Source organism: Bartonella gabonensis (genome assembly GCF_903679515.1).
Classification (GTDB): domain Bacteria; phylum Pseudomonadota; class Alphaproteobacteria; order Rhizobiales; family Rhizobiaceae; genus Bartonella; species Bartonella gabonensis.
In genome coordinates, this window is sequence record NZ_CAHOYM010000003.1 from 50,830 (window position 1) to 65,733 (window position 14,904).

A 14,904-nucleotide genomic window follows, 5' to 3' on the forward strand; every position below is an offset into this window, starting at 1 on the left:
CATTGGAGTGGCATTTTTCTTTGAAAGAACCATATGTGTTATCATTTTTACCTTTTGAAAATCATGCACTCCCTTATCCAGATCCAAACCAATGCTGGCTAAGTTTTGGTTTAACGGAGGTTCCTGCTCCCAAATGGGCGCAAAATTTAAAAGTTATCACGCCTTGGCGACCAGATTTTTTAAAATTTGTCGATGCTCAATTTCACTGCTCTCCTCAAATAGATAAAACTCTCATTTACGATGGTGCACTTTTACACCTGAGCAAATATCGTGGTTTTAACCAAAATTGTTTCCTTGATTTATTAGAATGCGTTAAACCTAGTGGATGGATTGTGATCAGTGGAAATAAAACAGCTGGTGCTGCTTCAATGATGAAATGGGTCAAAACAATTGTCCCCATAACCAATAAATTATCTAAAAATCATGGTCTCGTATTTTGGCTTCAAGTTCCTCCACAAATAGAGAAACAAAATATTGCACAATTGCGCTCACCACCGCTTTCTTTTGATAAATTTCAAACCACTTCTGGTATGTTCTCACACGGTCGTATTGATCTAGGATCTGCTGCTCTTGCTTCTTATCTGCCCAAAGTTATTTCTGGGAAAACAGCTGATTTTGGAGCCAGCTGGGGCTATCTTTCTCATGTTGTACTTGAAAGCAATGTAAAACTTACGACTCTTGATCTCTATGAAGCAGACTACAACGCTTTGAAAGCAGCAAAACAGCACCTTAAACCCATAACCGCCTCTTTTCCAATTCATTTTTATTGGCATGACCTTGTGCATGAGCCTGTCACAAATCTGTATGACACAATCATTTCAAATCCACCATTTCACACACAACAAACAACAGATGTCTCCTTAGGAAAACATTTTATTATAAATGCTGCAAAATGCCTAAGGCCAAGTGGCAGTCTACTTCTTGTTGCGAACCGCCACTTGCCCTATGAAACATTGTTAAAAGACATTTTCCGCACAGTGTTGATACATGAACAAGCCCATGGTTTCAAAATCATCGAAGCACGCCGATAAATAAAACAAGCAATACTTCTAAAGAATAAAACGCGAAAGATCGATATCAGCAGCAAGCTCTCCAATAGATTTTCTCACATAAGCAGCATCAATCTTAAATGATGTTCCAGCTTTATCTGGTGCCGTGAAAGAAATCTCATCCAAAACGCGCTCCATCACCGTTTGCAAACGACGTGCGCCTATATTTTCAATCCTTGCATTTAAATCTACAGCAATATCTGCTAAAGCATCAATTGCATCATCGGTAATTTCCAAATGAACCTCTTCTGTTGCCATAAGAGCAATATATTGTTTAATCAAACTTGCTTCTGGTTCTGTTAGAATGCGTCGCAAATCTTCCCTTGTTAAAGGGTTGAGCTCCACACGGATCGGCAAACGTCCTTGAAGTTCCGGTAATAAATCAGATGGCTTGGAAACATGAAATGCACCTGATGCAATAAAAAGAATATGATCTGTTTTGATTTGCCCATATTTTGTAGAAATTGTTGTTCCTTCCACCAAAGGCAAAAGATCACGTTGGACGCCCTCACGCGAAACAGCAACACTTCCCCCTCCATCCCTCGTTGCAATTTTATCAATCTCGTCGATAAAAACAATACCGTCATTTTCAGCAACACGAAGCGCTTCTTGAATAATTTGTTCCTGATCAAGGAGTTTTTCAGATTCATCATCAATGAGCGGTTTAAAAGCATCCCTTACTATCGTTTTACGGACTTTTGTACGACTGCCCATTTTGCCCAAAATATCGGATAAATTCATAATCCCCATTTGCGTCCCCGGCATACCAGGAATATCAAAGGTTGAAGCACTATTGCTGTTATTATCAGCTACTTCAATTTCAATCTCTTTCTCATCCAATTCACCTTCACGCAATTTTTTGCGAAAACTATTCCGAGTAGCTGGACTTGCTGTTTTTCCAACAAGAGCATCTAAAACGCGCTCTTCAGCATTCACGTGAGCCTTTTCTTTTATTTCATCGCGTTTTTTTTCACGCACAAGAGAAATGGCAATTTCAACAAGGTCTCGAATAATTTGCTCAACATCGCGCCCCACATAACCAACTTCAGTAAATTTAGTCGCTTCTACTTTAACAAAAGGCGCTCCAGAAAGTTTTGCTAATCGACGTGCGATCCCTGTTTTACCAACACCTGTTGGCCCTATCATTAAAATATTTTTTGGCATAACCTCTTCACGCATCGGCTCATCAAGCTGTTGTCTACGCCACCGATTACGCAGTGCAATAGCTACAGAACGTTTGGCATCATTTTGGCCAATAATAAAACGATCAAGTTCAGAAACAGTCTCACGAGGGGAAAATACAACACACATTTAAATAGCTTTCTCTAAAGAAGATAATTCTGCATCCAATGTTTCAATCGTAAAACGATCATTGGTGTAAACACAAATTTTAGCGGCAATAGCCATAGCTTTACGGGCAATGGTCTCGGCATCCAAATCCAAATCCATCAGTGCCCGCGCTGCTGAAAGAGCAAAATTTCCTCCAGAGCCAATGGCCATAACCCCATCTTCTGGTTCTAAGACATCACCAAGCCCTGTTAGAGCTAAAGTTACTTTCTTATCAGCCACGAGCATCATAGCTTCAAGACGACGCAAATAGCGATCTGTTCGCCAATCCTTTGCAAGTTCTACACATGCGCGCATAAGCTGATCAGGATATTGCTCAAGCTTTGTTTCCAATCTTTCCAGTAATGTGAAAGCATCTGCTGTAGCACCTGCAAAACCAGCAATAACCACTCCGCTCTTCCCAAGACGACGGACTTTACGCGCATTGCCTTTCATAATCGTCTGTCCAAGAGAGACCTGACCGTCGCCAGCCATTACGACTTTGTCACCTTTTCGTACTGTAATAATCGTTGTACCATACATTATGTCTGGCTTATGTTCTGTCATAAGGAGACTCCTTAATATTACTTTTCTTTTTAATATTATCTTTTCATACAATGTAAAACTAAATTACTATTGTCCTATTTAAGAACATATACAGAAAAACACAATGATTCAGCATCAATCAATTTGTTGAAATTGAAAAAATGATATTATTGTTGTCAATATAAATTACTGCTAAATAGCTTTATGTAAACAGTTTGTGCCTTTATAGAGGAAAATTATGAAAAAAATAGCTATAGGAACCTTAGGTGGAACAATTGCAATGACCGCTGATCGTTTTGGCCATATGCAACCAACTTTAACCTCAGATAACCTCATAAAAAGTGTTCCTGATTTAAATAACATTGCTGATATTCATGCACAAACATTAATGCAAATACCAAGTGGATCTTTATCTTTTCAAATTCTCTTTGAAATAATCGAGTGGGCAAAACAACAAATAAATGCTGGCGCAGACGGAATTGTTTTAACGCAAGGGACTGATACTCTGGAAGAAACAGCTTTTTTTCTTTCTCTTTATTGGAAGGAAACTGAACCACTCATCATAACCGGTGCTATGCGTATGCCTCATGAAGCAGGCGCTGATGGTCCCGCTAATATTTTAGCAGCAACGCGTGTCGCAGCCGCCCCAAAAAGTTATAATAGAGGCGTTCTCGTTGTCATCAATGATACGATTCATTCACCTTATTGGCTCTATAAAAGCCATACCGTCAAAGTTGAAACATTTCAATCAGGTCTCGTAGGTATTGTAGGAACTATTTTAGAAGGAAAACTCATTTATTTCAATGACAAAAAATTTTTCCCGACAACGTTTGATCTTCCCCAAAACTACGATCATCAAATTGCACTGCTCTATTCCTCTTTATCATCTGATGCACAATTAATGAAACTCTGCCTTGAAAGTGGGTCTTATGCTGGACTTGTTATCGCTGGTTTTGGTGCAGGACATTGTAGTTTTCAAGAAGCAGACCTTGTACAACAGTACGCAAAAAAAATACCAATTATTATTGCTAGTCGTTGTTGTAATGGCTCAACAACTCGTATAACTTATGGCTATAAAGGTTCAGAAATCGATATGATTGCTTCGGGTGCTCTCATGTCTGGTTATTTATCAGCCGTAAAAGCGCGGCTCCTTTTATGGGCTTTTTTAGCACAAGGACACTCGTTGGCACAAATCCGTGCACATTGGAAAGACTGGACGATAAGTTAATAAATTGAATACAAAACATCACCTATCCGCTCTTCATCAATTGCTGCGGCAAAAAATTCTCGATAAATAAAAATGATTGATACGACTATACAAAAAATTAATCAGGAAGATAATTTGGTCAAATCCATTTCTGACCGATATTCACCCTATCGTGTTTTTACAGCACAAGAATGGTCAGAGTTTCGTGCGGACACACCTCTTACTTTGACTTTTGATGAAATTAAGCGTTTACGCTCTATTGATGATCCTATCGATCTTGAAGAAGTGCAACGCATTTATCTTTCCTTATCGCGTCTGCTTTCATGCCATGTTGAAGCAGTACAAGAACTTTTTCACAAACGTCGACAGTTTCTCCATCAAGAAGAGAGTCAAAAAACGCCCTTTATTATTGGAATTGCTGGTTCTGTAGCAGTAGGAAAATCAACCACCGCTCGCATCCTTCAAGAATTGTTGAAACGTTGGACATCTAGCCTTAAAGTTGATCTGATCACAACAGATGGTTTTCTCTACCCTAATGCTGTCTTACAGAAAAAAAATCGTATGAATCGTAAAGGTTTCCCAGATTCTTATGATATCAAAAAATTGCTGAATTTCCTTTCTGCTATAAAAGCTGGTATTGGCAATGTTAGCGCTCCACTTTATTCGCATATGACCTATGATGTTCTGGAAAATAAAACCATTACCATTAACCATCCTGATATCTTAATTATTGAAGGTATTAATGTCCTGCAAGTCAGTGACCTTCCTAAAGACGGAAAAGTTATTCCTTTTGTTTCAGACTTTTTTGATTTCTCAATTTATGTAGATGCTGAAACAGAAATCATTCGACACTGGTATTTAGAGCGTTTTAAACGTTTACGTAAAACAGCTTTTCAAAATCCTGAATCCTATTTTCATCGTTATGCACTCCTATGTGAAGAGGAATCCTTAAAAATCGCTGAAAATATCTGGCAAACGATTAATTTAAAAAATTTACAAGAAAATATATTACCAACACGACCACGGTCCAATCTCATTCTACGCAAGGGAAAAAATCATTTGGTCGAGTATGTCGCACTTAGACGACTATAAGGAACTCACAACTATGCAACAGCGCTCCATTCATTTTAGTTCAATGCGTATCGATACCAGTTGCCCTATCATCTTGGTAAGTCAAAGAAATCTTGCCAACTTATCACTTGATGCATCAACAAAAGCATGGATAAAAGTTAACGATTTTACTAGCAAAGCAGGACAAATACTCTTTGTTCCTCACGAAACGGGACATTTAAAAAAAGTTTTATTTGGAATTGGCAATGGGAACGATCCCTTTATCACAGGACTGCTTGCTCAAAAACTTCCTGCTGGTCACTGGCATTTAGAAGGTGAAACCTCTGATGAAATAAATACCTATCTTGGATTGGCACTGGGGAGCTATCAATTTAATCGTTATCGCCAAAACTGTTCCTCCAAAACATTGTCGATCTATGTCAATGATGCAGTTGATTTTGATGAGCTCCAACGTATTTATGAAGCTGTCTTTTTCGTCCGTGATCTCATCAATATTCCAGCCAATGATATGACCCCTGATACTCTTGAAAAAGAAGCACGACAGCTAGGCAAAACATACGGCGCTCATATCAGAAGTATTTGTGGAGATGATCTCTTAACCCATAACTTTCCAATGATTCATGCCGTAGGACGAGCAGGTAGTACCGCACCACGACTCATTGAACTGCACTGGGGGCAAGACCATCATCCTAAAATAACGTTGGTAGGCAAAGGTGTAACTTTTGATACAGGGGGACTGGATATTAAATCAGCCAATAACATGTTGCTTATGAAAAAGGACATGGGGGGTGGAGCACATGTTTTGGGATTAGCTAAACTTATCATGGACGCAAAATTGCCTTTCCGTCTACGTGTTTTGATTCCAGCTGTAGAAAATGCAATTTCTGCGAATGCTTACCGACCAGGTGATATTCTCAAAAGTCGTAAAGGTTTAAGTGTTGAAGTTGGCAACACAGATGCTGAAGGACGACTTATCCTTGCTGATGCACTCGCCTATGGTGATGAAGAAAGTCCACAATTTATGCTTTGTATGGCTACTTTAACAGGGGCAGCGCGTATAGCATTAGGACCAGATCTTCCCGCATTTTATTGTAATGATTCACTATGGGCACAACAAATTTCTGAATCTTCTCACGCTGTTTTCGATCCGCTTTGGCAAATGCCTCTTTGGAAACCTTACCAAGAAATGTTACCATCACCAATTGCTGACCTTAACAATGTAACTGGAAATAACTTTGCTGGTTCTATAGTTGCCGCTTTATTTCTTAACTCTTTTGTTGAAAAAACTAAATATTTTGCGCATTTTGATCTCTATGGCTGGATTCCAAAAGAAAAACCAGGGTTTCCTACTGGTGGATCTGCACAAACTATTCGTGCTCTTTATAATCTGTTTAAAAGCAAAAATTAGTCACAAAATTTCCACAAATATAGACAATTTTAAACCCTCAGAGAAATTGTCTTATCACTTTAAATTGTGTTCTGTATTTTATTTAAAGATGAGCGGTTCTACCTGTAAAACTGTTGTAAACCTATTTAAAGATAAAAATGGAAGGTAAATGAATGGTCTCTATAGATCCAAGATTAAATGCGTTCAGAGAAGATCTAGCAGACAAACGTCTTGAAGGGAAAGTTATAGCACAACGCTTTGTGCAAGGTGAAAAAAGACGTGTTAATGTACCTGTCACTGGACTTTTTAAAGAAAATAATAAAAAAAGTGAAAGACAAACAGAGTGTTTATTGGGAGAAGAGCTTCTTATCTTTGAACACGGAGAAACAATGTCGTGGGGGCAATCCCTCAAAGATAATTATGTTGGCTATATTGATACAACAGTGCTTTGTACATCAACTGTCAAACAAACACATGTCGTTTCAGTACCACGAACTTTTCAATATTTTCAAGCTGATTTGCGTGGACCAATGGAATATCCTCTATCCATGGGAAGTAAAGTAAGTGTTGTTGATGAAGTTGAAATCCGTAAAACCATGTATTCTATACTTGAAGACGGGAAAGCAATCATTAGCAATCACCTTAGCCCCATTGAGCATGACTATAAAGATTATGTTGCCGTTGCTGAAATGTTTATCCAGACGCCTTACCTTTGGGGTGGAACCAGTGGCTTTGGACTTGATTGCTCAGGAATCATCCAACTTTCTATGATGATGACCGGTCAAAGGGTTTTACGCGATACTTATATGCAGCGGGAAACTATAGGACATCAACTCTCAGATTGTGATAAACTTCAAAGAGGTGATTTGATTTTTTGGCAAGGTCATGCTGCCATTATGGTTGATCATGAAAATATCATCCATGCAAATGGCTTCTCTATGGATGTTATAATCGAGCCACTTGAAGAAGTCATTACACGTATTGCTGAAAAATATCAACGATATCCCATCGCAAAACGCCGTCCGATTCAAAAAACTTAATACACCCCCTATAAAAAATCATTCATTGAATGTTTTTTTATATTTAATCGTTCATTAGCAGTATATTTTATTTATTTTAAAATTGTTTTTCAAATTACACACCATTCTTTTTACGTTATTGAAACTTTTTTGATTGAAAAATCTTAGAACATCAAGAGAAAAAAGGACAATTTATGATTATAAAATAATATATTATTATACTAAATGTATTATGAGGGCGCTTAAATTATTGGTTATGTAAAATAATCTCTCATAACAAACTCAAAGCATTTTATTTTAGAGAATCTTTTGAAATTTTTCCTATTATCAATATCTCATGAAATAAATGCTCATGATATCTCTTAAGTGCCCCAAACCCAACTCACAACAATGCGCATAAAAAGCATAAATCCATTATCTTTCACCATTTTATGCTTATGAAACGTGCAAAGCCACCGTTATAAATTTTGTCAATTCTCAATGTTGCAATAACCCCTTAGCTATTAGAGAGCATTCTTTCAGCACGAAGTGCATATCTTTCTTAAATCGTTTTACCACAATAGCTCTCTCCGCTTGGAAAGAGCAAAAGACGTGGTTTTGATTGATTGAGCATGGAATGAATGTTAAATAGGAAAATTTTACAGAACTGTGCTTGTTCATTTAATATAAAATTATAAATAACTATTTATATTTAAACAATTTTTCCTTCTTATACACATTAAAGAAGATGATTTTTTAATACCTTAACCAATGGTTTATCAGCATCAGGCATAGGATATTTATCAAGATCATTCATAAAAACCCATTCTAAATTTTGCCCTTCTCGTCCTTGCGCAAATCCCTCATAATGGTCACAAAGATACAACGGCATTAAGAGGTGAAATGTTGTATAGCTATGGCTCGCAAACGTTAAAGGGTGTAAATTATTTGCTTGAACATACACACCAAGCTCTTCTTCTAGTTCACGAATCAATGAGATTTCTGGGATTTCACCTTGCTCAACCTTTCCACCGGGAAACTCCCATAAACCAGCCAGCGATTTTCCTTCAGGCCGCTTGGTAAGCAAAACACGATTATTTTTATCTAACAGTGCGCAGGCTACAACAAGAAGAAGGGGACTTTTTATACCCATATTACTCTCCAATGAGAATATAACTGTCTCTTTAATTATATTCCTTTAGCTTAAAAAAGAATTCACATATTTCATTCTCTTTAAAAAAATAATAGGCTGACCTATTTCCTATAGAGAGTGTATCCGTTAACTTCTGTAATCGCTATTGATCATAACGTACTCTTTTGTTAAGTCGCAAGTCCAAACCGTCGCGGTACTCTTACCCAAACCGATATCAACACGAATTGTAATGTATTTACCTTGCATATAAGAACCTATTGTCTCTTCACAATATGCAGGATCTCGTTCGCCATTTACTGCAACACGATGTTCACCAAACCAAATCGTCAACAGATCGCGATCAACTTCAACACCGGCCTTCCCAACCGCCATAACGACTCGCCCCCAATTTGCATCTTCACCGGCAATAGCCGTTTTTACAAGTGGTGAATTTGCAATTGATAAAGCAATCGTTTTTGCCGCATCGTTTGTTGTAGCACCACTCACATTAACCTCAATTAAATGACGTGCACCTTCACCATCACAGACAACTTGGAGTGCAAGTTCATGCAGAAGTGCACTCAATTGTTTTACAAAAACACCATATCGTGGATCAGATTGACTTGTAAGGCATGGAAAATGTTCTTTTCCTGTCGCAAACAACATAAGCGTATCTGAAGTTGAGGTATCACTATCAACAGTAATCGAATTRAAAGAMCCTTGAACCGCCTCTGATAACATGGATTGAAGTATATCCGAAGAAATAGTCGCATCACTGACCACAAACGAGAGCATTGTCGCCATATCGGGTGCAATCATACCAGCACCTTTTGCAATTCCATGAATGGTAACATTCTCCCCCCCACAATCAAAAGTCCGTGTAGCAAGTTTTGGAAATGTGTCGGTTGTCATTATGGCTTTTGCAGCTTCCAACCAATTTCCCTCTTCTGCTGTCTTAGCTATACTTGGTAAAAGATTTACAATACCCGATGCATCCATTGGCTCGCCAATAACGCCCGTAGAAGCTATAAAAATTTCATTTTCTTTAACCTTTAAAGTGTTTGCTGCTGCACAGATGATTTCATTGGTTGTATTCTTTCCTTTGCTTCCTGTAAAAGCATTTGCATTTCCAGAATTTACAACAACACCTCTTGCAACCCCATGGGGAAGCGATATACGACAATGCTCTACAGGGGCAGATGGACATTTTGAACGTGTAAAAACACCTGCCACACTCACTGGTTTATCGAACACAATAAAAAGGAGATCTGTACGATCTTTATATTTAATCCCAGCTTTAGCTGTCGCTATCCGTACACCAGATAATGGAGAAAGCTCCTGGATGTTTTTGGGCGTCAAAGGAGATATTTTTAAAACCACAATATGCTTTCTATAAAAACAAATAAAATAATTGTATATAAATAACCTCTTATAGAAAACTGCTAGTTTTTTTTGAAAAAAATGAACCTAGCAAATTCTCTATTAAAGAGGCTATCTACTTATTTTTTCTCGTTATTCCGTATCTTCTTCATCAGATGTCTCATCAGGGAGCATCGTCCCATTTTGATTAAGGGATTCCATGGCTTTTGTAACATTAGGATCAGGATATTTCACATCTATCTTGCTACGCAAATCAACAATTAGTTCTTGATAACGCTTTTTGATCAACTGTGTACGCAACATCTCTTTAACATCATCAAATGCAGGAGGTTGTTTTACACGACGATCTTCTAATTTAATAATATGCCAACCAAAAGGACTTTCAACGGGTTGTTTGGTGTATTCGCCAACTTTCAAACCAAATGCTGCATCTTCAAAAGGCTTTACCATTTGACCATGGCTAAAATAACCAAGATCACCCCCGACAGCAGCGGAACCATCTGTTGAATTTTTCTTTGCAATCTCTTCAAAATTTTCGCCTTTGTTTAAATTCTTAATGATAGCTTCTGCTTCTTTTCTGGTCTTGACCAAAATATGACGGGCTTTAACTTCATCCTCTTTAGGTAAAGCAGCAATTTCTTGCTTATAAAGAGCTTCCAAATCAGTATCCGAGATTTTGTCCACAATCGTCTGTTTAAAATAAAGCTGTTGAAGCACATTGTCACGCATAACTGCCATACGTTTATCGTAAGCTTCTGTCTTATCAAGACCTTTGCTTCTTGCTGCTTTTGCAAGTGCCTGCATATCCAAATAAGCTTTTAAGACCATTACACGGCGTTGTTCATCAGGAAAACGTGCTAAATTAGGGTTTATTTCAAGCGCTAACTCATCCAATTGGCCTGCTGTAATATTCTTCCCATCAATAACAGCCATAACATGAGAAGGAGAAACGGCTTTTTCGGAAGCTTTCTCCAAAGTCTTTAAATCATTCAACGATGAATTCAAACCTTCTTGGGCCCTCACCCCTAAACTTGTACTTGCCAATAAAGTTGATGCTAAAAACAGCGTGATAAAGTTAAATTTCATAAATATACTCCTTAAAAATGCAAGGCAGGTTCAAGATTCCAATTTTATTTACCATAGCACTTTAATCTTTAAACATAGAGAAATAAATTAGCAATTTATTTAAAAAAGTATAAAATTTCCCTTTTATCTCAGTTTTTTCAACCCTATCTAAGGCAAATGAAAAACGTGATAATAGAGAAAAATGACATATTGTATCTTAAATACCTTTGTATTGTATCCGTTAAATAACGTACCTAAAGTTGACATAGCGCCCTTAGCCTCTTATCTCTACTTTACAATTAAAGTGAAAAATTGCACACCGGCAAGTATAATGGTACCATCTGCATTTCGTGATATCAAAAAACTTAAAGAAAATGTAGAATATGGGGAGAGCATATGAATTTCCCAACAAGAGTGATAACAATTAAAAGAAAGGGCCAGAGATGGTCAGTTTAGGTGTTTTTGCCCATAAATTTTTTGGTTCAGCTCATGAGAGACGTCTCAAAGCACTCCGCCAAAAAGTTACACAAATTAATACTTTAGAAGAACAATTCGTAAAATTAAGCGATGAGCAGCTTTGCCAAAAAACTAACGAGTTTCGTAAACGTCTTAGTGAAGGTGAAAGTGTTGATTTACTCTTACCAGAAGCGTTCGCGACGGTTCGTGAAGCTGCAAAACGTGTTTATGATATACGTCCTTTTGATGTACAACTTATTGGTGGAATGGTCCTTCACGACTGTGGGATTGCTGAAATGCGTACCGGTGAAGGTAAAACATTAATGGCAACTCTACCAATTTATCTCAATGCATTGGAAGGTAAAGGCGTTCATGTTGTAACGGTAAACGATTATCTCGCCAGTCGTGATGCCGAAACAATGGGCAAAATTTTTAGTTTTCTAGGACTTACAACGGGTGTGATTCTTCATGATCTTGATAGCGATGCCCGTAGAGCAGCCTATGCATGTGACATCACCTACGCGACAAATAATGAACTAGGTTTTGATTATTTGCGTGATAATATGGCTTTCGATCATAGTCAAATGGTTCAACGAGGACATTATTACGCAATTGTCGATGAAGTAGATTCTATCCTCATTGATGAAGCACGTACCCCCCTTATTATTTCTGGTCCTCTAGAAGATCGTACTGACTTTTATAACCTTATTGACACATTTATTCCTGCTTTAACTTCAGAAGACTATGAAATAGACGAAAAACAAAAAACAACAACCTTTACCGAAATTGGTACTGAAAAAATTGAAAAAATGCTCGAACAAGCTGGGTATCTTAAAAGTGAAAGTCTTTATGACATAGAAAATGTCGCTATCGTTCATCATGTTAATAATGCTCTAAAAGCCCATAAACTATTTGTTCGCGATAAAGATTACATTGTTCGCAATGATGAAATTGTGATCATTGATGAATTTACAGGGCGTATGATGCCTGGACGACGTTATTCTGAGGGACTTCATCAAGCGTTAGAAGCTAAAGAACACGTTGCTATTCAACCAGAAAATCAGACACTTGCTTCCATCACTTTCCAAAATTATTTCCGCATGTATAGAAAACTATCTGGAATGACTGGAACGGCAACAACAGAAGCCGAAGAATTCAGAAATATTTATGGTCTTGACGTTATCGAAGTCCCTACCAATTTACCAGTACAACGTCTTGACGAAGATGATGAGATTTACCGAACAGCAGAAGAGAAATATCGGGCGATTGTGCATAATATCCGTCAAGCGCACGAAAAAAAACAACCTATTCTTGTTGGAACAACCTCTATTGAAAAGTCAGAACAATTGGCAGAGCGTTTGCGAAAAGAGGGCATTACCGATTTTAGAGTCTTGAATGCTCGCTATCACGAGCAGGAAGCATACATCATTGCGCAAGCAGGCGTTCCTGGCGCTCTTACCATCGCAACCAACATGGCAGGACGTGGTACGGATATACAGCTTGGTGGTAATGTTGAAATGCGTATCAAACAAGAATTACAGGATACCCCCGAAGGACCAGAGCGGACAGCTAAAATTGAAGAAATCAAAAAAGATGTCAAAAAACTTAAAGAAGAAGCTTTAGCAGCTGGAGGGCTTTATGTTATCGCGACTGAACGCCATGAAAGTCGTCGTATTGATAATCAGCTTCGTGGACGTTCTGGTCGCCAAGGCGATCCTGGTCGCTCAAAATTCTTTCTTTCTCTTCAAGATGATCTTATGCGTATCTTCGGTTCCAACCGTATGGATAGCATGCTGCAAAAACTTGGATTGAAAGAAAATGAAGCTATTATCCATCCATGGATTAATAAAGCTCTTGAAAAAGCACAAAAAAAGGTCGAAGCACGCAACTTTGAAATTCGTAAAAATCTGCTAAAATATGACGATGTCATGAATGATCAACGCAAGGTTATTTTTGAACAGCGTATGGAGATCATGAAGGCAGATGATTTATCAGAAATGATCGATGAAATGCGCAATGAAGTCGTGGAAGATCTTGTAGAAACTTATATTCCCTCTGGGACATATTCTGAAAAATGGGATGTAAAAGCTCTCGAAGAAGAACTTCAACAACTCTTTAATCTTGAACTTCCTGTGGAAGAATGGGCCAAAGAAGATGGAATTGCCGAAGAACAAATTTTAGAGCGTATTTTAGATGCTGTTACAAAACTTGAAAATGAGCGTACTGAACGCTACTCTCCAGAGGTTATGGCTTATTTTCACAAAGCAGTATTACTCGAAACCATTGACACGTTATGGCGTGAACATCTGATAAGTTTAGATCATTTACGTTCTGTTGTTGGTTTTCGTGGTTATGCGCAGCGAGATCCACTCAATGAGTATAAAACAGAATCTTTTGAACTCTTTCAAAGTATGTTGAGCAATTTGCGCCGAATTGTCACTTCTAAACTTATGCGCTTTGAAATTATTCAACAACCTACTGAACCGACCATGCCTGAGCAAACTGATGCCGATTCTTCTGTCTTTAATGATCAAAATCAAGAAAATGGTCCACCCTTATGGGCACGAACACAAGAAAATAGGTTTGTTAACCCACAAGACCGTGATCCTAACGATGTAACCACATGGGGAAAAGTTGGACGCAATGAGCGTTGTCCTTGTGGTTCAGAGAAAAAATATAAACATTGTCATGGAGCTTTTGTTTGAAAAGCAAACAATGAAGATGAATAAAAAGCGAAACTATGAGCAAGAATTGCGTGCAGCTGGTTTAAGAGTAACGCGCCAACGACGTGTTATTCTTGATATTTTGACTGAAACAAAAGACCATCCGAATGCATTTGAAATTTTTCAGCGGGCTCACCAAATAGATTCGAGTATTTCGCTCTCGACTGTTTATAGAACAATGAAAATATTAGAAGGAAACGGAACAATTCATCGCCATAGCTTTAGTGGTGGCCCCTCTCGTTTTGAGCAAGCAGATGGGCAACACCATGATCATCTCATTGATATAGAAACAGGGCAAGTTATCGAATTTCATTCTGATGTTATTGAAAAATTGCAAGAGGAAATTGCAAAATCCCTTGGTTATGATATCATTCATCATCGCCTTGAAATTTATGGAAAAAAAACAACTCTTAAGTAGCTGATCTCGTATATGTCATCAAAAAATGCTTTATGAAAACGAGGTTTTCTATAAGTTTAATTGAAAAAATTATAGTTTTCATTGGCAAGTAAGTTTTTCTGCTTTATTACCCCATTTTAGCTGATGCTATAAGGCAATCAATTGTT

At 37.8% G+C, this 14,904-nt stretch carries 12 protein-coding genes; 7 read left to right on the forward strand and 5 right to left on the reverse strand.

Going from position 1 to position 14,904, the window contains the following annotated elements:
- Window positions 1-35: 35 nt before the first annotated feature.
- Window positions 36-1,031: a class I SAM-dependent methyltransferase gene (locus HWX04_RS01485; protein ID WP_175868531.1), complete on the forward strand. Its 996-nt coding sequence runs from the start codon at window positions 36-38 to the stop codon at window positions 1,029-1,031.
- An 18-nt stretch (window positions 1,032-1,049) separates the two neighbouring features.
- Here the strand turns inward: HWX04_RS01485 and hslU are convergent, their stop codons facing one another.
- Window positions 1,050-2,360 (reverse strand): ATP-dependent protease ATPase subunit HslU, encoded by a 1,311-nt coding sequence (hslU, locus tag HWX04_RS01490; protein WP_175868478.1) that lies wholly within the window; start codon window positions 2,358-2,360, stop codon window positions 1,050-1,052.
- Entirely contained in the window at window positions 2,361-2,942 is a 582-nt protein-coding gene (gene hslV, locus HWX04_RS01495) for an ATP-dependent protease subunit HslV (protein WP_246257292.1), read from the reverse strand.
- A gap of 217 nt (window positions 2,943-3,159) precedes the next feature.
- Here hslV and HWX04_RS01500 point away from each other — a divergent pair, with 217 nt between their 5' ends.
- From HWX04_RS01500 to HWX04_RS01515, 4 genes are all read left to right on the forward strand, one after another.
- Complete coding sequence (locus HWX04_RS01500; protein WP_175868479.1) at window positions 3,160-4,149, forward strand: asparaginase; 990 nt, start codon at window positions 3,160-3,162, stop codon at window positions 4,147-4,149.
- Window positions 4,150-4,275: 126 nt separating this feature from the next.
- Entirely contained in the window at window positions 4,276-5,220 is a 945-nt protein-coding gene (gene coaA / locus HWX04_RS01505) for a type I pantothenate kinase (protein WP_246257293.1), read from the forward strand.
- 13 nt (window positions 5,221-5,233) lie between these two features.
- Window positions 5,234-6,607 (forward strand): leucyl aminopeptidase family protein, encoded by a 1,374-nt coding sequence (locus tag HWX04_RS01510; RefSeq protein WP_175868481.1) that lies wholly within the window; start codon window positions 5,234-5,236, stop codon window positions 6,605-6,607.
- A gap of 152 nt (window positions 6,608-6,759) precedes the next feature.
- The gene (locus HWX04_RS01515) at window positions 6,760-7,626 is read left to right on the forward strand and encodes a C40 family peptidase (RefSeq protein ID WP_175868482.1); all 867 of its coding nucleotides are present in this window, start codon (window positions 6,760-6,762) and stop codon (window positions 7,624-7,626) included.
- Window positions 7,627-8,323: 697 nt separating this feature from the next.
- Here HWX04_RS01515 and mutT read toward each other — a convergent pair.
- The 3 genes from mutT to HWX04_RS01530 all read right to left on the reverse strand — a co-directional run bounded on the left by mutT (window position 8,324) and on the right by HWX04_RS01530 (window position 11,182).
- Complete coding sequence (gene mutT, locus HWX04_RS01520; protein WP_175868483.1) at window positions 8,324-8,737, reverse strand: 8-oxo-dGTP diphosphatase MutT; 414 nt, start codon at window positions 8,735-8,737, stop codon at window positions 8,324-8,326.
- 126 nt (window positions 8,738-8,863) lie between these two features.
- Window positions 8,864-10,096, reverse strand: coding sequence for a bifunctional glutamate N-acetyltransferase/amino-acid acetyltransferase ArgJ (argJ, locus tag HWX04_RS01525; RefSeq protein ID WP_175868484.1), 1,233 nt, complete (start codon window positions 10,094-10,096; stop codon window positions 8,864-8,866).
- A gap of 132 nt (window positions 10,097-10,228) precedes the next feature.
- Window positions 10,229-11,182, reverse strand: a complete 954-nt coding sequence (locus tag HWX04_RS01530; protein ID WP_175868485.1) for a peptidylprolyl isomerase — start codon at window positions 11,180-11,182, stop codon at window positions 10,229-10,231.
- A 422-nt stretch (window positions 11,183-11,604) separates the two neighbouring features.
- On the opposite strand from HWX04_RS01530, the gene secA reads away from it, so the two are divergent.
- Together secA and HWX04_RS01540 are read left to right on the forward strand one after the other, a co-directional pair.
- Window positions 11,605-14,322: a preprotein translocase subunit SecA gene (secA, locus tag HWX04_RS01535; RefSeq protein ID WP_175868486.1), complete on the forward strand. Its 2,718-nt coding sequence runs from the start codon at window positions 11,605-11,607 to the stop codon at window positions 14,320-14,322.
- Window positions 14,261-14,758, forward strand: coding sequence for a Fur family transcriptional regulator (locus HWX04_RS01540; protein WP_175868487.1), 498 nt, complete (start codon window positions 14,261-14,263; stop codon window positions 14,756-14,758). The genes secA and HWX04_RS01540 overlap by 62 nt, the downstream gene beginning before the upstream one ends.
- The last annotated feature ends 146 nt before the right edge of the window (window positions 14,759-14,904 follow it).

Coding starts and splice junctions, on each gene's coding strand:
- hslU (WP_175868478.1), bottom strand. CDS start 2,360: ATGTGTGTTGTATTTTCCCCTCGTGAGACTGTTTCTGAACTTGATCGT.
- hslV (WP_246257292.1), bottom strand. CDS start 2,942: ATGACAGAACATAAGCCAGACATAATGTATGGTACAACGATTATTACA.
- HWX04_RS01500 (WP_175868479.1), top strand. CDS start 3,160: ATGAAAAAAATAGCTATAGGAACCTTAGGTGGAACAATTGCAATGACC.
- HWX04_RS01510 (WP_175868481.1), top strand. CDS start 5,234: ATGCAACAGCGCTCCATTCATTTTAGTTCAATGCGTATCGATACCAGT.
- HWX04_RS01515 (WP_175868482.1), top strand. CDS start 6,760: ATGGTCTCTATAGATCCAAGATTAAATGCGTTCAGAGAAGATCTAGCA.
- mutT (WP_175868483.1), bottom strand. CDS start 8,737: ATGGGTATAAAAAGTCCCCTTCTTCTTGTTGTAGCCTGCGCACTGTTA.
- HWX04_RS01530 (WP_175868485.1), bottom strand. CDS start 11,182: ATGAAATTTAACTTTATCACGCTGTTTTTAGCATCAACTTTATTGGCA.
- secA (WP_175868486.1), top strand. CDS start 11,605: ATGGTCAGTTTAGGTGTTTTTGCCCATAAATTTTTTGGTTCAGCTCAT.
- HWX04_RS01540 (WP_175868487.1), top strand. CDS start 14,261: ATGAGCGTTGTCCTTGTGGTTCAGAGAAAAAATATAAACATTGTCATG.